The organism is Streptomyces tropicalis (assembly GCF_029269835.1).
Classification (GTDB): domain Bacteria; phylum Actinomycetota; class Actinomycetes; order Streptomycetales; family Streptomycetaceae; genus Streptomyces; species Streptomyces tropicalis.
This window is the reverse complement of sequence record NZ_JARJBB010000019.1, coordinates 69,904-89,357: the sequence shown is the minus strand read 5'-3', so window position 1 is coordinate 89,357 and position 19,454 is coordinate 69,904. Positions and strand designations below refer to the sequence as shown.

19 protein-coding genes are annotated in these 19,454 nt (G+C 75.9%); 10 read left to right on the top strand and 9 right to left on the bottom strand.

What is annotated here, in order from left to right:
- Positions 1-102 precede the first annotated feature (102 nt).
- Positions 103-1,728 carry a monocarboxylic acid transporter gene (locus P3H78_RS27020; RefSeq protein WP_276111784.1) on the bottom strand — a complete coding sequence of 542 codons (1,626 nt, stop codon included), beginning with the start codon at positions 1,726-1,728 and terminating at the stop codon, positions 103-105.
- Positions 1,725-2,081: a DUF485 domain-containing protein gene (locus tag P3H78_RS27015; RefSeq protein ID WP_276111783.1), complete on the bottom strand. Its 357-nt coding sequence runs from the start codon at positions 2,079-2,081 to the stop codon at positions 1,725-1,727. Before P3H78_RS27015 ends, P3H78_RS27020 begins: the two co-directional genes overlap by 4 nt.
- Before the next feature lie 242 nt (positions 2,082-2,323).
- On the opposite strand from P3H78_RS27015, the gene P3H78_RS27010 reads away from it, so the two are divergent.
- The 4 genes from P3H78_RS27010 to P3H78_RS26995 all read left to right on the top strand — a co-directional run bounded on the left by P3H78_RS27010 (position 2,324) and on the right by P3H78_RS26995 (position 8,316).
- Positions 2,324-3,859 (top strand): S8 family peptidase, encoded by a 1,536-nt coding sequence (locus P3H78_RS27010; RefSeq protein WP_276111782.1) that lies wholly within the window; start codon positions 2,324-2,326, stop codon positions 3,857-3,859.
- Between the two features lie 100 nt (positions 3,860-3,959).
- On the top strand, positions 3,960-5,495 hold the full coding sequence (locus P3H78_RS27005; protein ID WP_276111781.1) for a S8 family serine peptidase: 1,536 nt from the start codon (positions 3,960-3,962) through the stop codon (positions 5,493-5,495).
- Positions 5,496-5,678: 183 nt separating this feature from the next.
- Entirely contained in the window at positions 5,679-7,202 is a 1,524-nt protein-coding gene (locus P3H78_RS27000) for a CoA transferase (protein WP_276111780.1), read from the top strand.
- 91 nt (positions 7,203-7,293) lie between these two features.
- Entirely contained in the window at positions 7,294-8,316 is a 1,023-nt protein-coding gene (locus P3H78_RS26995; protein ID WP_276111779.1) for a CopD family protein, read from the top strand.
- 84 nt (positions 8,317-8,400) lie between these two features.
- Here the strand turns inward: P3H78_RS26995 and P3H78_RS26990 are convergent, their stop codons facing one another.
- Both P3H78_RS26990 and P3H78_RS26985 read right to left on the bottom strand, forming a co-directional pair.
- Positions 8,401-9,447: a zinc-dependent alcohol dehydrogenase family protein gene (locus P3H78_RS26990; RefSeq protein WP_276111778.1), complete on the bottom strand. Its 1,047-nt coding sequence runs from the start codon at positions 9,445-9,447 to the stop codon at positions 8,401-8,403.
- 133 nt (positions 9,448-9,580) lie between these two features.
- Positions 9,581-10,288, bottom strand: a complete 708-nt coding sequence (locus P3H78_RS26985) for a VIT1/CCC1 transporter family protein (RefSeq protein ID WP_276111777.1) — start codon at positions 10,286-10,288, stop codon at positions 9,581-9,583.
- Positions 10,289-10,966: 678 nt separating this feature from the next.
- On the opposite strand from P3H78_RS26985, the gene P3H78_RS26980 reads away from it, so the two are divergent.
- The 5 genes from P3H78_RS26980 to P3H78_RS26960 all read left to right on the top strand — a co-directional run bounded on the left by P3H78_RS26980 (position 10,967) and on the right by P3H78_RS26960 (position 15,927).
- Positions 10,967-11,974, top strand: a complete 1,008-nt coding sequence (locus P3H78_RS26980; protein WP_276111776.1) for a DEDDh family exonuclease — start codon at positions 10,967-10,969, stop codon at positions 11,972-11,974.
- 189 nt (positions 11,975-12,163) lie between these two features.
- Entirely contained in the window at positions 12,164-12,397 is a 234-nt protein-coding gene (locus P3H78_RS26975; protein ID WP_276111775.1) for a metallothionein, read from the top strand.
- An 82-nt stretch (positions 12,398-12,479) separates the two neighbouring features.
- On the top strand, positions 12,480-13,307 hold the full coding sequence (locus tag P3H78_RS26970) for an SURF1 family cytochrome oxidase biogenesis protein (RefSeq protein ID WP_276111774.1): 828 nt from the start codon (positions 12,480-12,482) through the stop codon (positions 13,305-13,307).
- 71 nt (positions 13,308-13,378) lie between these two features.
- Entirely contained in the window at positions 13,379-15,166 is a 1,788-nt protein-coding gene (locus P3H78_RS26965) for a glycoside hydrolase family 15 protein (protein ID WP_276111773.1), read from the top strand.
- A 5-nt stretch (positions 15,167-15,171) separates the two neighbouring features.
- Entirely contained in the window at positions 15,172-15,927 is a 756-nt protein-coding gene (locus P3H78_RS26960; protein ID WP_276111772.1) for an SDR family oxidoreductase, read from the top strand.
- Positions 15,928-16,011: 84 nt separating this feature from the next.
- Here the strand turns inward: P3H78_RS26960 and amaP are convergent, their stop codons facing one another.
- Genes amaP through P3H78_RS26935 form a run of 5 tightly spaced genes read right to left on the bottom strand, consistent with a single transcriptional unit; the run spans position 16,012 to position 18,370 of the window.
- Complete coding sequence (gene amaP / locus P3H78_RS26955) at positions 16,012-16,590, bottom strand: alkaline shock response membrane anchor protein AmaP (protein ID WP_438828047.1); 579 nt, start codon at positions 16,588-16,590, stop codon at positions 16,012-16,014.
- A 5-nt stretch (positions 16,591-16,595) separates the two neighbouring features.
- Positions 16,596-17,273 carry a DUF6286 domain-containing protein gene (locus P3H78_RS26950; protein WP_276111770.1) on the bottom strand — a complete coding sequence of 226 codons (678 nt, stop codon included), beginning with the start codon at positions 17,271-17,273 and terminating at the stop codon, positions 16,596-16,598.
- Positions 17,270-17,653, bottom strand: a complete 384-nt coding sequence (locus tag P3H78_RS26945) for an Asp23/Gls24 family envelope stress response protein (RefSeq protein WP_276111769.1) — start codon at positions 17,651-17,653, stop codon at positions 17,270-17,272. The genes P3H78_RS26950 and P3H78_RS26945 overlap by 4 nt, the downstream gene beginning before the upstream one ends.
- Positions 17,650-17,835, bottom strand: coding sequence for a hypothetical protein (locus P3H78_RS26940; protein WP_276111768.1), 186 nt, complete (start codon positions 17,833-17,835; stop codon positions 17,650-17,652). Before P3H78_RS26940 ends, P3H78_RS26945 begins: the two co-directional genes overlap by 4 nt.
- A 58-nt stretch (positions 17,836-17,893) precedes the next feature.
- The gene (locus tag P3H78_RS26935; protein WP_276111767.1) at positions 17,894-18,370 is read right to left on the bottom strand and encodes an Asp23/Gls24 family envelope stress response protein; all 477 of its coding nucleotides are present in this window, start codon (positions 18,368-18,370) and stop codon (positions 17,894-17,896) included.
- A gap of 111 nt (positions 18,371-18,481) precedes the next feature.
- Here P3H78_RS26935 and P3H78_RS26930 point away from each other — a divergent pair, with 111 nt between their 5' ends.
- Positions 18,482-19,441, top strand: coding sequence for a hypothetical protein (locus P3H78_RS26930; protein ID WP_276111766.1), 960 nt, complete (start codon positions 18,482-18,484; stop codon positions 19,439-19,441).
- Positions 19,442-19,454 lie beyond the last annotated feature (13 nt).

Genomic DNA, 19,454 nt, shown 5'->3' with positions numbered 1-19,454 from the left:
ACCTGCGAGCCTACGTGACGCCGCCGACATCGACAGCGGCCCGATCCCACGAGCGGCCCCGCGGCCGCGTCGTAGATCCCCACGACGCGGCCGCCGCCGGGGTCAGTGCGCTCCGGTTCCGGTCAGGGACCTCACCTCCAGTTCCGCGTACTTGGCGCGGTCCGGGGTCTCCTTCGACAGCAGCGTGCCGACGACGCCCAGCAGGAAGCCGGCCGGGATGGAGACGAGGCCCGGGTTCTCCAGCGGGAACCAGTGGAAGTCGGCGCCGGGGAACATCGAGGTCGGCGCGCCGGACACCACCGGGGAGAACAGCACCAGGCCGACCGCGACGACGAGGCCGCCGTAGATCGACCACAGGGCGCCCGTGGTGGTGAACCGCTTCCAGAAGAGGCTGAAGAGGAGGGTCGGCAGGTTGGCGGAGGCGGCGACCGCGAAGGCGAGGGCGACCAGGCCGGCCACGTTGAGGTCGCGGGCGAGGGCGCCCAGGACGACGGAGACGGCGCCGATGCCGACGGTCGCCCAGCGTGCCGCGCCCAGCTCCTGCTTCTCGGAGGCGGTGCCCCGCTTGATGACGTTGGCGTAGATGTCGTGGGCGAAGGAGGAGGACGAGGCGAGGGTGAGGCCCGCGACCACGGCGAGGATGGTGGCGAAGGCGACCGCGGAGATGCCCGCGAGCAGTGCGGCGCCCCAGCTGGAGTCGACACCGCCCAGGTGCAGGGCGAGCAGCGGGGCTGCGGTGTTGCCGGCCTTGTTGGAGGCGGTGATCTCCGCGGGCTTGATGAGGGCGGCGGCCCCGAAGCCGAGGGCGAGCGTCATCAGGTAGAAGGCGCCGATCAGGCCGATCGCCCAGATCACGGAGGTGCGGGCGGCCTTGGCGGTGGGGACCGTGTAGAAGCGGATGAGGATGTGCGGCAGGCCCGCGGTGCCGAGGACCAGGGCGAGGCCGAGGGAGAGGAAGTCCAGCTTGGTGGTGCCGCTCGCGCCGAACTTCAGGCCGGGCTCCAGGAAGGCGGTGCCCTTGCCGCTGGTGCCGGCGGCCGAGCCGAGCAGGTCCGAGACGTCGAAGTGGAACTTCAGCAGGACCAGGAGGGTCAGCAGCAGGGCACCGGCGATCAGCAGCACCGCCTTGACCATCTGCACCCAGGTGGTGCCCTTCATGCCGCCGACGGTCACGTACACGATCATCAGGACGCAGACCAGGGCGACGATGCCGATCCTGCCGCCGTCGCTGGTGATGCCGAGCAGCAGCGAGACCAGGACACCGGCGCCGGCCATCTGCGCCAGCAGGTAGAAGATCGACACGACGATCGTGGACACGCCCGCCGCGGTCCGGACGGGGCGCTGGCGCATGCGGTACGCGAGCACGTCGCCCATGGTGTAGCGGCCGGAGTTGCGCAGCGGCTCGGCGACGAGGAGCAGGGCGACCAGCCAGGCGACCAGGAAGCCGATGGAGTACAGGAAGCCGTCGTAGCCGAAGAGGGCGATGGCGCCGGCGATGCCCAGGAAGGACGCGGCGGACATGTAGTCGCCGGAGACGGCGAGTCCGTTCTGGAACCCGGTGAACTGGCGTCCGCCGGCGTAGAAGTCGGCGGCGCCCCTGGTCCGCCGGCCCGCCCACACGGTGATGACGAGGGTCGCGGCGACGAAGACGGCGAACAGGGTGATGATCAGCGGCCGGTGCCGGCTCGCCTCGCCGGCGGCCAGCAGGGCGTGCGGTGCGGTGCTCATACGCGGCCCTCCATCCGGGACTTGATGGCCTCCGCCCTGGGGTCGAGCTGCGCGGCGGCGTGCCGCGCGTACCACCAGGCGATGAGGAAGGTGGTGAGGAACTGGGCGAGGCCCAGGACGAGGGCGACGTTGACGTTGCCGAAGAGCCTGGTGCCCATGAAGCCGCCCGCGTAGTTCGACAGCAGCACGTACAGCAGGTACCAGGCGATGAACGCGCCGGTCAGCGGGAACGCGAACGAGCGGTGGGCGCGGCGCAGTTCACCGAACTCCGCGCTCTCCTGCTCGGCGACGAACTCCTCGCCGGACGGGAGGGGGGCCGGTGTCTTCGCGGGGGGCGGTGTTTCGGTGGCCACGGGGTCTCCTCGCGGTGCGGACGTGGGGCACGGCTGCGGCAGCGGGCGCTCCCTGCCCACCGTCCACGGCTCCGGGGGAGAACCGGTTCACGTCATCCGGTCACTTTCAGGAGTGGTCTTTAACAAGTCATTGCCGACCCATGAGGCGGGGGGATAGCTTTCGCCCTGCACACCCGTCATGTACCTGCCCGAGAACCACCTGCGTCTCGGGCGGTTTTGCACCCGGATGATGTGGAGACCCCATGGCTCATTCGCGTTCCGGACGCCGGCTCGGGCTCGCCGTGCCGGTCGTGCTCTCGCTGACCGCCTCACTCGGCTTCCTGCCGTCGGCCGCCTCCGCGACGCCCACCGGGCCGGCCGCCCGGGCCGCCGCCCGGGCGGCGGACGCGCCGGTCCTGGCCTACGTCGTCAACACCCGGACCGACCCCCGCACCCTCGCGTCGGTGCAGCGGGCGGTCACCGCCGCCGGGGGCACCGTCGTCGTGACGTACGACCGGATCGGCGTCATCGTCGCCCACTCCGCCGACCCGGACTTCGGCCGGAGGTTGCGGGCCGTGCGGGGCGTGCAGTCCGCCGGTGCCACGCGCACCGCGCCGCTGGCCCCGTCCGGCACCACCGACGAGGGCGCGGTCCAGTACCTCTCGAAGGCGGAGGCCGCCCGGGTCGCGAAGGCGGCCGCGGACGGTACCGAGCCGCTCGAGGCGGACCAGTGGGACCTGCGGGCGATCGGCGCGGACAAGGCGGCGCGGATCGACCCCGGCAGCCGCAGCGTCACCGTCGGCGTGATCGACACCGGCGTGGACGACACCCACCCGGACATCGCCCCCAACTTCTCGCCCGCGCAGTCCGCCAACTGCGTCAGCGGCCGGGCGGACACCACCTACGGCTCGTGGCGGCCGGTGGACGCCGACCACTACCACGGCACCCATGTGGCCGGCGAGATCGCCGCGGCCCGCAACGGCATCGGCGTCGCGGGCGTCGCGCCGGGCGTGAAGGTCGCCGGGATCACCGTCGCCCAGCCGGACGCGGGGCAGCTCTTCTACCCCGAGAGCGTCGTCTGCGCCTTCGTGTTCGCCGCCGACCACGGGGTGCAGATCACCAACAACAGCTACTACGTGGACCCGTGGCTCTACAACTGCCTGGACGACCCCGACCAGCGGGCCGTCGTCGACGCGGTGGACCGGGCCCAGCGGTACGCGCAGAGCCGGGGCACGCTCAACGTCGCCGCGGCCGGCAACTCGAACGACGACCTCGACGCGGACGCGCTCACCGACGCCTCCAGCCCCGACGACTCGGCGCCGACGACCCGCACGGTCGACCCGCACCGGTGCTTCGACGTGCCGACCCAGCTGCCGGGCGTGGTCACGGTGAGCGCGGTCGGCGTCAAGGGCGCCAAGTCCTACTACTCCAGCTACGGCGCCGGCGTGATCGACGTCGCCGGGCCGGGCGGCGACAAGTACCAGATCCCGGACACCCCGTCGAAGAACGGCCGCATCCTGTCCACCCTGCCGAACGGCCAGTACGGCTTCCTGCAGGGCACCTCGATGGCCACGCCGCACGTCGCCGCGGTGGCCGCGCTGCTGAAGTCGGCCCATCCGCACGCGACTCCGGCCCAGTTGCAGGCGCTGCTCAAGGCCCAGGCGGACAACCCGGGCTGCCCGGCCGGGCCGTACGACGGGAACGGCGACGGCGTCACGGACGCGACCTGCGTCGGCGGCGGGCGCGTCAACGGCTTCTACGGCTTCGGGATCGTGGACGCGCTGCGCGCGGTCCGGTAGCCGCGCGGAGGTCCCTCACCGGCCCGCACGGCACCCGCCTTCCCGCACCGCACCACCGCACGGCACATCCGTTCCGCCGACGAACTGGAGACCCCGACCGATGACAGCGCTCCACCCGCGCTCCCGCCGCGTTCTCGCCCTTCCGCTCGGCATGGCCCTCGCGACCGCGGTCGCCTTCCTGCCCGGCGTCACGGCGTCCGCGGCGGACACCCCCGCCCAGGCGGGCCCGGCGGCCGCGGCCGGCTCCGGGAACCTGAGCTACGTCGTCAACGTCCGCCCCGGACACGGTCCTTCCGCCACCGTGCGGGAGGCGATCGCCCGGGCCGGGGGCACCGTCGTCACCTCGTACGACCCGATCGGCGTCGTGGTGGTCCACTCCGCGAACCCCGGCTTCGCGCGGGCCGTGCGCGCGGTCCGCGGCGTCGACTCGGCAGGCGCCACGCGCACCGCGCCGCTGCCCGCCCAGTCCACCACCGACGTCGGCACGCCCAAGGTGCTCGACGCCGCGCAGATGGCCGCAGCCGGCGCGCACGCGGCCGCCGGGCAGGACCCGCTGGAGCCGCTGCAGTGGGACCTGCCCGCCATCAAGGCGGACAAGGCGCACGAGAGGACGCTCGGCAGCCCGCGGGTCACCGTCGGCGTGATCGACACCGGCGTCGACGACACCCACCCCGACATCGCCCCGAACTTCGACCGCCGGGCCTCCGTCAACTGCGTGTCCGGCAGACCGGACACCACCGACGGCGCCTGGCGGCCGAGCGCGTCGGAGAGCCCGCACGGCACGCACGTCGCCGGGGAGATCGCGGCCGCCCGGAACGGCGTCGGCGTCACCGGCGTGGCACCGGGCGTGAAGGTGGCCGGCATCAAGGTCGGCAATCCGGACGGGTTCTTCTACACGGAGGCCGTCGTGTGCGGCTTCGTGTGGGCGGCCGACCACGGCGTCGACGTGACCAACAACAGCTACTACACCGACCCGTGGTACTTCAACTGCTCCGGCGACCCGGACCAGAAGGCACTCGTGGAGGCGGTCTCCCGCGCCTCGCGGTACGCGGAGCACAAGGGCACGGTCAACGTCGCGGCCGCGGGCAACGAGAACTACGACCTGGCGTCCCACTCGATCACCGACCCGGCCTCCCCGAACGACTCCACGCCCGGGGACCGGGTGATCGACCCGCACACCTGCTTCGACATACCGACCCAGTTGCCCGGGGTCGTCACCGTCGCGGCCACCGGCGCCAGGGGACTGAAGTCGTCCTTCTCGAACTACGGCCGCGGCGTGATCGACATCGCCGCGCCCGGCGGCGACTCGACCGCGTACCAGAAGCCGGACGCCCCGGCGACCAGCGGCCTGATCCTGGGCCCGCTGCCCGGCGGCAAGTGGGGCTACATGGCGGGTACGTCGATGGCGTCGCCGCACGTGGCGGGTGTCGCCGCACTGATCAGGTCGACGCACCCGCACGCGTCGGCGGCCCGGGTGAAGGCCCTGCTGTACGCGGAGGCGGACGCCACCGCGTGCACCGACCCGTACGACATCAACGGCGACGGCAAGGTCGACGCGGTCTGCCAGGGGCCGAAGAACCGCAACGGCTTCTACGGCCGGGGCACGGCGGACGCGCTGGCCGCGGTGACCCACTAGGTCCCCGGCACACCGTGCCGGCGGGCGTCCGGGCGGGCCTGCCGCCAGGACCGGTCCCCGTGACCCGGGGGCCGGTCGCCCTGGCTCGCGGGCCGGTCCTCGCACCGGGGCGGCCGTCGTCCCGAGCCGTCCGGCGGGGCCCGGGTCTTTCGCACGCCGGGGCGACCCGGCAGAGTACGGAGCATGATCGACGACATCGCCTGTGCATGGGCCGCGCTGGGCGGGGACTCCGCGCTGCTCCCCCGGGTGTCCGCCGTGGTGCGCAGCGGGGCCCTCCCGGCGCGGCTGCCCGTGCGGCGGACGGCACGCGCCTGCGTCGCCGCGTGTTCCCTGGCCGCCGCGGAGCTGGCGGCACGGCGCGCGGGACTGCCCGAGGTGCCCGCGGTGCGGGTGGACGACGGCGCCGTGGCCACCGCCTTCACCGGGGACCGGCACCTGCGGATCGACGGCCGGGCCACGGCCGGATTCGCGCCGCTGTCCGGCTTCTGGCCGACCGCGGACGGCTGGGTGCGCACCCACGCCAACTACCCGCACCACCGGGCCCCGCTGCTGCGCGTCCTCGGGCTCGGTGCGCAGGCGTCGCCCGAGGACCTGGCCGGCCGGCTCGCACGGCGGTCCGCCGCGGAGGTGGAGGACGCCGTGTACGCGGCCGGCGGACTCGCCGTCGCGGTGCGCACGCCCGAGGAGTGGGCGGCGCATCCGCAGAGCAGGGCCGTGGCCGGGCTGCCGCTGGTCGCGCGGGCACGGCTCGACGAGGCGGGCCCGCGCGTGCTCCCGCCGGTCACGGGGAGCGGCGGGGCCGCGCGGCGGCCCGCCGCGGGACTGCGGGTGCTGGACCTGACCCGGGTGATCGCGGGTCCGGTCGCCACCCGGACGCTCGCCCTGCTGGGCGCGGACGTCCTGCGCCTGGATCCCCCGGACCTGCCCGAGCTGCCCGACCAGCACGCGGACACCGGCTTCGGGAAGCGGTCGGCCGCCCTCGGCCTCGGCGCGGACCGCGCGGTCCTGGAGGAGCTGCTCGGGGCGGCGGACGTCGTGGTCACCGGGTACCGGCCCGGGGCCCTGGACCGGTTCGGGCTGGGCGCCGAGGCCCTCGCCGAGCGGTGGCCCGGCCTGGTCGTGGCGCAGTTGTCGGCCTGGGGAACCGAGGGCCCGTGGAGCGGCCGGCGCGGCTTCGACAGCCTGGTGCAGGCGGCCACCGGGATCGCCGCGACGGAGGGTGCGCCCGGGCGGCCCGGGGCGCTGCCCGCGCAGGCGCTGGACCACGGCTCGGGGTATCTGCTGGCGGCGGGGGTGCTGCGGGCGCTGACGGAGCAGTCGCAGGAGGGCGGCGGCCGTCTGGTCCGGCTCGCGCTGGCGCGGACGGGCGGGTGGCTGACGGGAGCGGTGGACGGCACGGCGGCCGGGACGGGTGGGGCGGCCGGGCCGGGTGGGGCCGTGGCGGCCGGCTCCTGGAAGGCACCGGGTGCGCGGCCGGAGGACGGGTCCGCGGAGGCGGGGAGGGAGGGCGCCGACCCGGCGGCGGTGGAGGAGGTCGCGGCGCCGTACGAGGGGCCCGGGCCCTGGCTCGTGGAGCGGGACAGCCGGCTGGGGCGGCTGCGGCACGCCCGGCCCGCGGTGGCGTACGACGGCGGTCCCGCCGACTGGGACCGCCCGCCGGGACCCTGGGGCACGGACCCGGCCCGCTGGGGCACGGCGGACGGCTGACACGGGGACACCGGGGCGGCGCGCCGCCGGGTGTCCCCCGGTTGCCGCTCCTCCGGTTGTCCCCGCCCCGGCGGCTGGTGAAGCTCGGTGGATGACGCTGATACGTCCGCCCGCCGACGCCGATACGCGCCGGGCGGACCGCCGTTCGGCGACGGTGCGGGCTCTCGCCGCCCTCGTCCTGGTGGCGTTCGCCACGCTGGTCCCGCTGTTCGGCCCGGCCGTCGCGCTGCACGGCACCGGGCAGGCGGCCGCCCCCGGCACGGGCGCGACCGCCCTGCTGCGGGCGGTGCTGTTCGCGGCCGTGTGCATACCGCTGGGCGAGCTGTCCGTCGTCGGGATCGCCCGCCGCCTGCCGGGCGCCCCGGAGGACCGGCCCGCGAGCTGGGCGCCGTACGCGGCCGCCGCCGGGCTGCTCGCCGCGCTCGGGACGGCGGTCCTGGCCGCCCGCGGCGCACCGCCGGCGCACGCCCCCGGCGCGGGCGGTCCCGGTGCCGTGCTCGGGAGCCGGGACGGCTCGCTCGCCGTGCTGGAGGCCGGCGCGTTCCTCGTGGCGGGTGTCTGCTCCGTGTCGCGCCGCCCGGTGCCGCGCCGCCCCGCGACGCAGCTGTGGCCCGCGGCCCTGGTGATCGTGGCGGAGGCCCTGCGCGCCCACCCGCCCGCCGAGCACGGCCCGCTGACCGGGTCCGCGCTGACGCTGGTGCACGTGGCGTGCGCGGCGCTGTGGGCGGGCGCGCTGCTGCACGTCCTGCGCACCCTGCGGTGCTGGCGCGGCCACCGGGCCGGTGCCGCGCTGCTGGGGCGCTACGCGCGCACGGCGGGCGTGCTGGTGGCCGCGGTCACCGCCACCGGCGTGTGCAGCACGCTGCGCCGGATGCCCGCGGGCACCCTCGGCCACCAGCTGACGGCGACGGCGTACGGGCGCACCCTGCTCGCCAAGGCGGTCCTGGTGGCGGCCGTCGCCCTGCTCGCGCTGTGCGCGCGGATCCGGCTGGCCCGGTCACGGGACCCGCTGGCCGCGTGCGCCCCCGCGCGGGCGGAGATCGCCGTGCTCGCGGCGGTGGTCGCGGTGTCGGGCCTGCTGACCGCGCTGCCCCTGCCGTCCGGCCGGCCGTGAGGTCCCCGCCGGCCGCCGCGGTCCGCGCCGGGCGGCGCGGAAAGGGTCGGACCGGCGCGGACCGGGCCGGGTGGGGCCGACCGGTCAGCCGTTGGTGACGAGCACCTTGAGGGCGACGCGCTCGTCCATCGCCTTGTAGCCGTCGGGCACGCCGTTCAGGTCGACGGTCATGTCGAACACCGGCGACGGGTCGATCGTGCCGTCGAGGACGTCGGGCAGCAGCTCCGGGATGTAGGAGCGGACCGGGGCGACACCGCCGCGCAGCGCGATGTTCCGGTCGAACATGACCCCGAGGTCCACGCCGGTGCCGCTGCCGTGCGGGACGCCGACGAAGCCGACGGCGCCGCCGTCGCGGGTGACGCCGATGGCGGTGCGCATGGACTGCTCGGTGCCGACCGCCTCGACGACGGCGTGGGCGCCCTGGCCGCGGGTGAGCTCCCGGACAGCGGCCACGGCCTCGTCGCCGCGCGCGGCGACGACGTCGGTGGCGCCGAACCGGCGGGCGATGTCGGTGCGGACCTGGTGCCGGCCGAGGGCGATGATGCGCTCGGCGCCCAGCCGCTTCGCGGCGAGGACCGCGCACAGGCCGACGGCGCCGTCGCCGACCACGGCCACGGTGGCGCCCGGGCGGACCCCGGCGCCGAGGGCCGCGTGGTGGCCCGTGCCCAGGACGTCGGACAGGGTCAGCAGCGCCGACAGCAGCCGGTCGTCGGAGGCGGCCTCCCGGGGCAGCTGGACCAGGGTGCCGTCGGCGAAGGGCACCCGCACGGCCTCGCCCTGGCCGCCGTCGGAGCCGACCGTGCCCCAGAAGCCGCCGTGCTCGCAGGAGGTGGTCAGTCCGTCGCGGCAGTAGTCGCAGACGCCGTCGGACCACATGAAGGGCGCCACCACGAGGTCGCCGCGCTGCACGGTGGTCACGTCGGAGCCGGTCTCCTCGACCACGCCGAGGAACTCGTGCCCGATGCGCTGCCCCGGCTGCCGGGCGGCCTCGCCGCGGTACGCCCACAGGTCGCTGCCGCAGATGCACGACCGCAGCACCCGCACGACGGCGTCGGTGGGGAACTGCACCACGGGCTCGGGCACCTCCTCCACACGCATGTCGAAGGGGGCGTGGATGGTGGTGGCGCGCATGACGAGGATCCTTCTCGGTCTCAGGCTGCTGGGGGTGTGCGCCCGGGGGGTGGTCGGGCGCGTTCTTCACGGTACGACGTCACCGTGGGCCGGTGCGCGGGCAGGGTCCCCCGGACCGCGCCGGCCCGGGCGGTCAGACCCCGGCCGCGCCCAGCAGTGCGCCCGCCGCGTAGGTCACGGCCATCGCCAGCGCGCCGCCGGCGACGTTGCGCAGCACTGCGCGGCCCGGCCGCGCGGCGCCCAGCCGGGCGCCGGCCCAGCCGGTGAGGACGAGGGTGGTGAGCACCGACAGCACGGTGACCGGCAGCCGCCAGGCCGCCGGGGGCAGGACGATCGCGAGCAGCGGGAGCAGCGCGCCCACGGTGAAGGCGAGGAAGCTCGCCCCGGCCGCGTGCCAGGGGTTCGTCAGCTCGTCGGGGTCGATGCCGAGCTCGACCTGGGCGTGGGCGCGCAGCGCGTCCCGTTCGGTGAGCTGCTCCGCCGCCTCCCGGGCCACCTCCCGGGACAAACCGCGGTCGGCGAGCAGGCAGGTCAGCTCCTCGAGCTCCGCGTCGGGCTGGTCGCGCAGCTCCCGCTTCTCGGTGGCGAGCGCGGCCTTCTCCGAGTCGCGCTGGGTGGACACCGAGACGTACTCCCCGGCCGCCATCGACATCGACCCGGCGAGCAGTCCGGCCAGCCCGGCGGTCAGCAGCGCCGAGCGGGAGTCGGTCGCTCCGGCCACGCCGACGACGAGGCCCGCGGTGGAGACGATGCCGTCGTTCGCGCCGAGGACCGCCGCGCGCAGCCAGTTGAGGCGGGAGCCGAGGGCGCCGTGCTCCTCGGCGTGCGTGGGTTGCGTCACATCCGGCAGGATCCCATCCGCGGTGCCGCCGTGCGCGGACCGGCGCAGGGGAAGCGGACCGTACCGGCCGGGGCCCGCTCCGGCGCCCCTGCCCGGCCGCGCGGGGCTGCGGGACCTGACGGTGCGGCATGCGACGGCCCCGCGGGGGCGTACGGGTGGTGCCCGTCCGGCGCGCGGCAGGGGCGCGCGCCGTCGGCGGTCGGTGGCGCTCCCGCCGGTACCCGGGGGTCCTGGCGGGGAGTTCGGCTTCCGGGTCCGCTCCCGGAGCGGTGGCGTGGGGCGCGGGCGCGCGGCGGGCGGTCCGGGGCGCCGGTGTGCCGCCGGTGAAGCGGCGCCGGAACGCGCCGGGTTGGCCGCGGGGCCGCCGCGGCGGCGGTGTCCCGGCGGTGCGGCGGCGGCGCCGGGCCGCCCCACAGCGGGCCCGCCTCGGGGTGCGGCACGTCCGGCAGGCGGCTGCGGGGCCCGGTCGCGGAGTCCGGACGGCACCGGCCGGGCGGGGCCGTCGGAGGCCGTGAACTTCCCTGCGTGGCGGGCGGGGTGGGCGCGGAGCGCGCTCCGGAGGCTGCACCGGGGCTGTGCGGGGGCGCGGGCGCCGGTCCGGGAGGCCGTCGGTGGTGGGTGCGGCGGCGGGCCCCTGCGGGGCGGGGCTGTCGGTCGTGGCCCGTATCCTCAGTGACCATGCTCGAAGACCGCACGACGGAAGCGCCCGCCCCCGCAGCGTGGCCGGCCGCGTATCCGCAGGGATACGCGGTCGTTGACGTGGAGACCACGGGTCTGGCCCGGGACGACCGCATCATCTCGGCGGCCGTCTACCGGCTGGACGCGCGCGGCGAGGTCGAGGACCACTGGTACACGCTCGTCAATCCCGAGCGGGACCCGGGTCCGGTGTGGATCCACGGTCTGACGAGCGAGGTGCTGGAGGGCGCGCCGCTGTTCGCGGACGTCGCCGGGGAGTTCGCGGCACGGCTGGCGGACCGGGTGCTCGTCGCGCACAACGCCGTCTTCGACTGGCAGATGATCGCCCGCGAGTACGCGCGCGCGGAGCGCCGGGCGCCGGTGCGGCAGCGGCTGTGCACCATCGCGCTGGCGAAGGAGCTGGACCTGCCGCTGCCCAACCACAAGCTGGAGTCCCTGGCCGCGCACTTCGGCGTCGTGCAGCAGCGGGCGCACCACGCGCTGGACGACGCGCGGGTGCTGGCGGAGGCGTTCCGGCCGAGCCTGCGGGCGGCGGCGGAGCGCGGCGTGCGGCTGCCGCTGCTGGAGTGCCGGCCGCTGACGGAGTGGTCGGACCGGGCCGTGCCGCGTCAGCCGTCGGGCGGCTACGGCGGCTACCGGGCGAGCAGTTGGCGGCCCTCCCGGAAGCGGCCCGCCTGCCCCCACCCGAACCCGGGCCGGTACGAGGAGGGCCGCAGGCTCAAGCAGGGCATGCGGGTGGCGTTCTCCGGCGACACCTCCGTCGAGCGCGAGCTGCTGGAGGACCGGGCGACCGAGGCGGGGCTGCACGTCGCCACGAGCCTGTCCCGGCTGACCAGCCTGCTGGTGACCAACGACCCGGACTCGGGCACGTCGAAGACAGCCCGGGCCCGGCAGTACGGGACGCCGGTGGTGGACGAGGCCGCCTTCGGGCAGCTGCTCCGGGACGTCGAACCGGCGGACGGCGCCGGGGGGACGGCGCCGCGCCCCTGACCGTCGTGGTGCCCCGCACACACTCCCGCGCCGGGCACGGCACACGCCCCCGCGCGGACGCCCCGCCCCGCTCCCCCGCCACCCGGGTGACGGGTGCGGCCCGCGGGCGACCGTACGGACGGGTGATTGCCGGGCGACTCGCCCGCAGCCCGCTCGCACGGGCGGCGGGCACGGCTCACCCTGTGGCGCATGGCGAGATGCGAAGTATGCGGCAATGACTACGGAATGACCTTCGAGGTGCACGCGCAGGGCGCGGTGCACGTCTTCGACTGTTTCTCCTGCGCGATCCACCGCATGGCCCCGATCTGCGAGCACTGCCGGGTGCAGATCATCGGCCAGGGCGTCGAGGTCGAGGGCCACTTCTACTGCGGCGCCCACTGCGCCCGCGCCGAGGGGAGGGCCGGGATCGTCGATCGCGTCTGACGGAATGCCGACCGGGTCCGGTACGGACCTGCGGGACACCCCTGGCGAAAACACCCCACGGCCCGAGAGGTACCGTCGTGGGGTGTACCGCTTCCTCCTGACCCGCCAGTGGGTGATCCTCACCCTCGTGGCCCTGCTGCTCATCCCGACGATGATCCGGCTGGGTTTCTGGCAGCTGCACCGCCACGACCACCGGCAGGCCCTGAACAAGGTGATCGACGCCTCGCTGGCGGCGAAACCCGTGGCCGCCGAGTCGCTCACCTCGGTCGGCGGGACGGTCGCACACGACGACATCTACCGCCGGGTGACCGCGAAGGGCCGCTTCGACACCGCGCACGAACTGGTGGTGCGCCGCCGGACGAACGCGGACGACCAGGTCGGCTACCACGTGCTGACCCCGTTCGTGCTGGACGACGGCAAGGTGCTCCTCGTCAACCGGGGCTGGGTGCCCTCACCCGCCTCGCAGACCGCCTTCCCCGACATCCCGGCCCCCGCCGCCGGAGAGGTCACCGTCACCGGCCGGCTCATGCGGGACGAGACGACGGCCGCGAGCGGCATCAAGAACGTCAGGGGCCTGCCCGACCGCCAGATCATGCTGATCAACAGCGGGCAGGTGGGCGCGCTGCTGCGCGGCTCCGGCGACACCTCCGCCAGGGCGGTGCTCGGCGGCTACGTCGAACTCCTCGCGCCCGCGCCCGGGAGCGGCGGCCCCCGGCTGATCCCGTCGCCCCAGGAGGACACGAGCTGGATCGGCCTGGGGGACATCAACCTCCCGTACGCGGTGCAGTGGTGGCTGTTCGCGGCGGCCGTCCCCGTCGGCTGGGCCGCCCTGGCCCGCCGTGAGGCCAGGGAGCGCACCGCCACGGCCGCGCGGAAGGACGTCGAGGAGGCGGAGCCGGCCACGGTCTGAGGCCCCGCCCGGGTCCCGACCGGCGCCGCGGCCCCTGATTGCGCCCCGGACCTCGGGGAATGCGGACATCCGTGCATCCACGGATCGAGGACTACGCGCTGATCGGCGACGAGCAGACCGCCGCCCTGGTGAGCCGGGACGGCTCCGTCGACTGGCTCTGCCTGCCCCGCTTCGACTCCGGGGCCTGCTTCGCCCGGCTGCTCGGCGACGAGGACAACGGCCACTGGCGCCTCGCGCCCAGGGACGCGACGGGCCCCTGCACCCGGCGCGCCTACCGCCGGGACACCCTCGTCCTCGACACCGAGTGGGACACCCCCGAGGGCTCGGTACGCGTCACGGACCTGATGCCGCAGCGCGACCACGCCCCGGACCTGGTCCGGATCGTGGAGGGGCTCAGCGGCCGGGTGACGATGCGCAGTACGCTCCGGCTCCGCTTCGACTACGGCTCCGTGGTGCCGTGGGTGCGCCGGTCCGACGGCCACCGGGTCGCCGTCGCCGGGCCGGACTCGGCGTGGCTGCGCAGCGAGCCCGAGGTGCACACCTGGGGCGAGGACTTCGGCACCCACGCGGAGTTCACCGTCGGTCCCGGGGAGACGGTGGCGTTCGTCCTGACCTGGCACCCCTCGCACGAACCGCGGCCGGCGCTGATCGACCCCCACGAGGCGCTCGCGCAGAGCGTCGAGGACTGGCGGGCCTGGGCGTCCCGCTGCCGCTACGACGGGCCCTACCGGGACACGGTCGTGCGCTCCCTGATCACCCTCAAGGCGCTCACCTACCAGCCCACCGGCGGCATCGTCGCCGCGGCCACCACGTCCCTGCCGGAGGATCCGGGGGGCGTGCGCAACTGGGACTACCGCTACTGCTGGCTGCGCGACTCCACCCTCACCCTCGGCGCGCTGCTCGCCGCCGGCTACCGGGACGAGGCCGAGGCGTGGCGGAACTGGCTGCTGCGCGCGGTCGCGGGCGCCCCGGCGGACCTGCAGATCATGTACGGGGTGGCGGGCGAGCGGCGGCTGCCGGAGTTCGAGCTGCCGTGGCTGTCCGGCTTCGCCGGCTCGGCGCCGGTGCGGATCGGCAACGAGGCCGTCGGCCAGCGCCAGCTCGACGTGTACGGCGAGGTGCTGGACTCGCTGTGGCTGGCCCGGCGCGCGGGTCTGCCGTCCCGGCCGCACATCTGGTCGCTCCAGTGCACCCTGCTGGAGTTCCTGCGCAGGACCTGGCGGGAGCCGGACGAGGGGCTGTGGGAGGTGCGGGGCAGGCGCCGGCACTTCGTGCATTCCAAGGTCATGGTGTGGGTGGCCGCCGACCGCGCGGTGCGCACCCTGGAGGAGGACCCGGAGCTGCCCGGTGACCTCGACGGCTGGCGGGAGCTGCGCGACGAGGTGCACCGCGAGGTGTGCGAGAAGGGATACGACCCCGACCGCAACACCTTCACCCAGTCCTACGGCTCGGCCGAACTGGACGCCGCGCTGCTGCTGATACCGAGGGTCGGGTTCCTGCCCGCGGACGATCCGCGCGTGCTCGGCACCGTGGACGCGGTCCGCGCGGAGCTGGACGAGCACGGGCTGCTGCGCCGCTACAGCACCGACGCGGGCACCGTCGACGGGCTTCCCGGCGGCGAGGGCGCCTTCCTGGTCTGCTCGTTCTGGCTGGCGGACGCGCTGCACCTGACCGGCCGGACGAAGGAGGCGCGCGCGCTGTTCGAGCGGCTGGCGGGCCTCGCCAACGACGTGGGACTGCTCTCGGAGGAGTACGACCCGGTGGCCGGGCGGCAGCTCGGCAACTTCCCGCAGGCCTTCAGCCACATCGGCCTGGTCGGCACCGCCCTCGCCCTGCACGCGGACGAGGAGGCAGGATAGGCGCCATGGATCTTGGACTGAAGGACCGGGTGTACGTCGTCACGGGGGCCACGCGCGGGCTGGGCCACGCCGCCGCGCGCGAACTGCTCGCCGACGGGGCGAAGGTGGTCGTCACGGGCCGGGACGAGCAGCGGGTCGCCGACGCCGCGGCAGCGCTCGGCGACGGCGCGGTCGGCCTGGCCGTGGACAACGCGGACCCGGAGGCGCCGGACCGGCTGATCGCCGCCGCCCGCGAGCACTTCGGCCGCTTCGACGGCGTCCTCATCAGCGTCGGGGGGCCGCCGCCCGGCTTCGTCGCGGACAACACCGACGACCAGTGGCGGGCCGCCTTCGAGTCGGTCTTCCTGGGCGCGGTGCGGCTCGCCCGCGCGGCGGCCGCCGAGCTGGAGGCGGGCGGCGTCGTCGGCTTCGTGCTGTCCGGCTCGGTGCACGAGCCGATCCCGGCGCTGACCATCTCCAACGGCCTGCGTCCCGGCCTCGCCGGGTTCGCGAAGTCCCTCGCCGACGAGCTGGGCCCGCGCGGCATCCGTGTCGTCGGGCTGCTCCCGGCCCGGATCGACACCGACCGCGTGCGCGAACTGGACGGCATGTCGGCGGACCCGGAGGCGACGCGTGCGGCGAACGAGTCCCGCATCCCGCTGCGCCGCTACGGCACACCGGACGAGTTCGGGCGGACGGCGGCGTTCCTGCTGTCGCCGGCGGCCTCGTACCTGACCGGCATCATGCTCCCGGTGGACGGCGGCATGCGGCACGGGTTCTGACGACCCGGCACAGTCGGCCCGGCGTCCCGGACCCCGCGTGGACCGCGGGGCCGGGAACGGTGCCGGTGCCTCCGTGCCGGTGCGTCAGGTGACGCGTTCCGCGCGGTGGCGGGCGCTGCGGAGGCGGACCTCGGCGGGGAGCGACGCGAGGCCGGCCGACTCGCGGGCGTGTGCCAGCGCGCCGGACGACAGGTCGTACAGCGCCGTCCCCGGGTCCACGTGCGGCTCCAGCAGGAGCTGCATCCGGGCCGCGGGGGCGTGGCGGCGGCCGACGAGGCGGACCTGCGCCCGCTCGACACCGTCGGGCTCACGGGCGTCCGCGGCCAGTACGTCCTCCAGGGCCCGGCCCCGCAGCAGGGCACCGGCGCCGTCGCCGGTGTCGACGAGCACCGCGGCGAGCCGCCGCCTGCGCAGCACCGCCGCCAGCCACCACAGGGCGAGCAGCACCAGCACCGCCAGCACCGCGATCACCGTCGGCCACCACCAGCCCTGGTCCCGCCAGCGGGTCCGCTCGGCCGCGGTGAGCAGCACGTCGTGCCGCCCGTGGTGGATCCACCACGACGGCGGCCGCACCCCCAGCCCCACCGCCAGCACCGAGCCGCCGAGCACCAGCAGCACCAGGCCGGCCAATCCGATCAGCACACGGTTGACGACCGCGAGCACCGTCCTCACCCCTTCCGGCCGGGCCGGGCCACGTGCACCGACAGCGCGGGCGGCCGGGACAGGCCCAGCCCCCTCACCGCGTCGGAGAGCACGACGTCCAGATCGGCGCGTACCTCGTCCAGTTCCCGGAAGTGCGCGATCGTGCGCACCTCGGCCCGCCGCCGGCGCAGCCGCACCCGCGCCGACTGCACCCCGGCGATCTCCATGGCCCGGTCGCGCAGCACGAGCGCGGCCGCGTTCCGGTGCAGCCCGGCCCGGACGTCGGGGTGCGGGCGGAGCATCGGCAGCAGCCGGCGCAGCCCGGGAGTGAGCGCCAGCACGAGCAGCCACAGGCCGAGGACCGCCGCGACGCCCGCGCCGACCAGGACCCAGGTGTCGTCCAGGGGCCGCCGCGCGAGCTGGCGGGCCAGTTCACGGCGCCATCGCATGGCCGGGTGGTGGGCGCGTACCGCCGCGACGTCGTAGAGGAACGCGGCGGACGCGACCAGCACCACGGCCGCGACGATGCCGGCGGGGACCCGGCGCGCCGACCAGAAGCGCCGGCTGCGGCCGTCCGTGCCGTCCAGCACCGGCGCCGGTTCGTACGCGGCGGGTTCCGCCGGGCCCCACGGCCCCGGGTCCGCCCCCTTGTCGATGACAGGAAGGGGCTGGGTGGTGCCTTCTGATCCCCCTGGCTCGCTCATACCGTCCTCCCGCGTGCCGCGCCGTGTCCGGGTGCCGTGTGCAGCCCTTCCACGCGGACGGCCACCTCCGGCACCTTCATGCCCACCAACGCGCCTACCCGCTCGACCACTTGACGACGCACCTCGTGGCAAGTCCGGCCGATGTCGCAGGGATAGCCCAGGTCGAGGTACACGTGGACGTGCGCGGTGTCGTGCCGGACGGCCACGGTGGCGTGCGGGATCGCGGCGTCCGGCGGGAGCGGTCCGACCGCCTCGCGGGCGGCCTGCGCGGCGATCTTCGCCACCACCCGGTCGGCGATCCGGGTCGCGCCGCGCTCACCCGGCGCGACGGGGCCCGGGGGTCTGCGGAGCTGTTCGGCGCCGCCGCTCACCGGAGTCACCGCCGGCGGTTGTCACGCGAGCGGAAGAAGTCGCCGAGTTCCAGGTCCCCCTCCAGGAACCGGCCGACGACGAAGCCGACGGCGCCCAGGGCCGCCACCAGCAGGAAGGCGCCGAATCCGCCGAAGTACCCGGCGAAGCCCAACGCCATGCCGGCGATCATGCCGGCCACGGCCATGCTCATGGTGCGCTCCTCAGCTCGGCCGCGGGTCGCGGGGCCACGGGTTGCGGGGGTCCGGAACTCACTGGAGCCGGGGCTCCGGCTCCTCGTCCTCTTCCTCGGGCAGCTTCACATCACTCACCGCGATGTTGACCTCGACCACTTCCAGGCCGGTCATCCGCTCCACCGCCGCGACCACGTTCTCCCGGACGTCCCGGGCCACGTCGGAGATCGACACGCCGTAGTCGACCACGATCTCCAGGTCGAGCGCCGTCTGCACCTCGCCGACCTCGGCCTTCACGCCCCGCGTCACCGACTTGGCCCCGCCGGGCACGCGGTCGCGCACGGCGCCGAAGGTCCGCGAGATCCCGCTGCCCATGGCGTGCACGCCGAGGACGTCGCGCGCGGCCAGTCCGGCGATCTTCTCCACGACCCCGTCGGCGATGGTCGTCCGCCCCCGGGTGCCGGGGTCGCCCGTGCCCCGCCGGGTTCCCTGGGTCCTGCGCACCCCGGACGGGTCCGGCGCGTCCGTCCGGTTCGGCTCCGTCATGTCGCTCATCGCCTCACGCCCCTTTCGGTCGTCCCCCGACCACCGTAAGTGGGGCTGCCGTGTCGCGCGCCCGGCATACGGCAGGCTGGGGCAATGACGGATGCCGGATGGACCCGAACGGTGCGGAGCAGGATGACGCTCGGGCGGCTGCTGCCCCTGGGCGGGCCGCGGGACGGCGCGTGGATCGCGGAGCGGGCGGCCGAGGCGGTGCTGCGGCGCGCCGCGCAGGACGCGCCGGGGGTCCGGCTGGGCGCGCTGCGGATCGCCCTGAGCGACCCGGCCCTGACCGCGGCCCCGGTCGTACCGCCGCCGCCGAGCGCGCTGCCGCCCGGTGACCTGCGTGTCCGCGCGGAGTTCGCGGCGACTGCGGACGAGCCGCTGCCCGCCGTGGCGGCCCGGCTGCGGGAGGTCCTGGCCGCCGCCGCGACCGGCTCCCTGGGCCTGACGGTGACCGACGTCGACCTGCACGTCACGACTCTGCTGAACGGGGGAACCGGCCCGGCGGACCGATCCGGCACGACGGGCCTGGCGGCCCGGACGCCCCAGGCCGGCTCTGCGGACACCGCCCGCGCGGCGGACACGGCGGGCCCGGCGCACACCACCGCTGCTCCCGCGGACACCGCGTTCTCGGCGCGCCCCGCGCACCCCACCGGCCCCGCGGACGCCCCGGACGCGGCAGGCGGCCCGACCGCGGCGGACACGGCGGGCCCCGCAGGCACGGGTGCCGGCGGCGTCGGCGACGGCGGGGCCGAGGACAGGGGCGTCGGCGGAAGCAGGGGCATCGGTGGCGGCGGGGCCGGCGGCTCCGTTGCCGCCGACGCACGGCGGGCGGCGGGCGCGGCTCTCGCGGTGCCCGGCGTGCTCCGGCTGACCGGCGCGCTCGGCGGCGGCCCGGACCGTGTCGTGCTCGTGGAGACACGGAGCCGGGCCGCGGCCCTGCCGCACCGGCATGTGCGGGTGGAGCTGGCCGTGCGCGCGGATCACCGCGCCGTGGCGGTGGCCCGCGCGGTCCGCGCGGCCGTGACGGCCTCCCTGCCGGACCGCCCGAGCGTGGCGGTACTGATCACCGAGGTCGGCTGACACCCGTGCTCCC

Excerpts from the sequence above, each read along its gene's own strand:
- P3H78_RS27020 (WP_276111784.1), bottom strand. The coding sequence starts at position 1,728 with ATGAGCACCGCACCGCACGCCCTGCTGGCCGCCGGCGAGGCGAGCCGG.
- P3H78_RS27010 (WP_276111782.1), top strand. The coding sequence starts at position 2,324 with ATGGCTCATTCGCGTTCCGGACGCCGGCTCGGGCTCGCCGTGCCGGTC.
- P3H78_RS27005 (WP_276111781.1), top strand. The coding sequence starts at position 3,960 with ATGACAGCGCTCCACCCGCGCTCCCGCCGCGTTCTCGCCCTTCCGCTC.
- P3H78_RS27000 (WP_276111780.1), top strand. The coding sequence starts at position 5,679 with ATGATCGACGACATCGCCTGTGCATGGGCCGCGCTGGGCGGGGACTCC.
- P3H78_RS26995 (WP_276111779.1), top strand. The coding sequence starts at position 7,294 with ATGACGCTGATACGTCCGCCCGCCGACGCCGATACGCGCCGGGCGGAC.
- P3H78_RS26990 (WP_276111778.1), bottom strand. The coding sequence starts at position 9,447 with ATGCGCGCCACCACCATCCACGCCCCCTTCGACATGCGTGTGGAGGAG.
- P3H78_RS26980 (WP_276111776.1), top strand. The coding sequence starts at position 10,967 with ATGCTCGAAGACCGCACGACGGAAGCGCCCGCCCCCGCAGCGTGGCCG.
- P3H78_RS26975 (WP_276111775.1), top strand. The coding sequence starts at position 12,164 with ATGGCGAGATGCGAAGTATGCGGCAATGACTACGGAATGACCTTCGAG.
- P3H78_RS26960 (WP_276111772.1), top strand. The coding sequence starts at position 15,172 with ATGGATCTTGGACTGAAGGACCGGGTGTACGTCGTCACGGGGGCCACG.
- P3H78_RS26950 (WP_276111770.1), bottom strand. The coding sequence starts at position 17,273 with ATGAGCGAGCCAGGGGGATCAGAAGGCACCACCCAGCCCCTTCCTGTC.
- P3H78_RS26940 (WP_276111768.1), bottom strand. The coding sequence starts at position 17,835 with ATGAGCATGGCCGTGGCCGGCATGATCGCCGGCATGGCGTTGGGCTTC.
- P3H78_RS26935 (WP_276111767.1), bottom strand. The coding sequence starts at position 18,370 with ATGAGCGACATGACGGAGCCGAACCGGACGGACGCGCCGGACCCGTCC.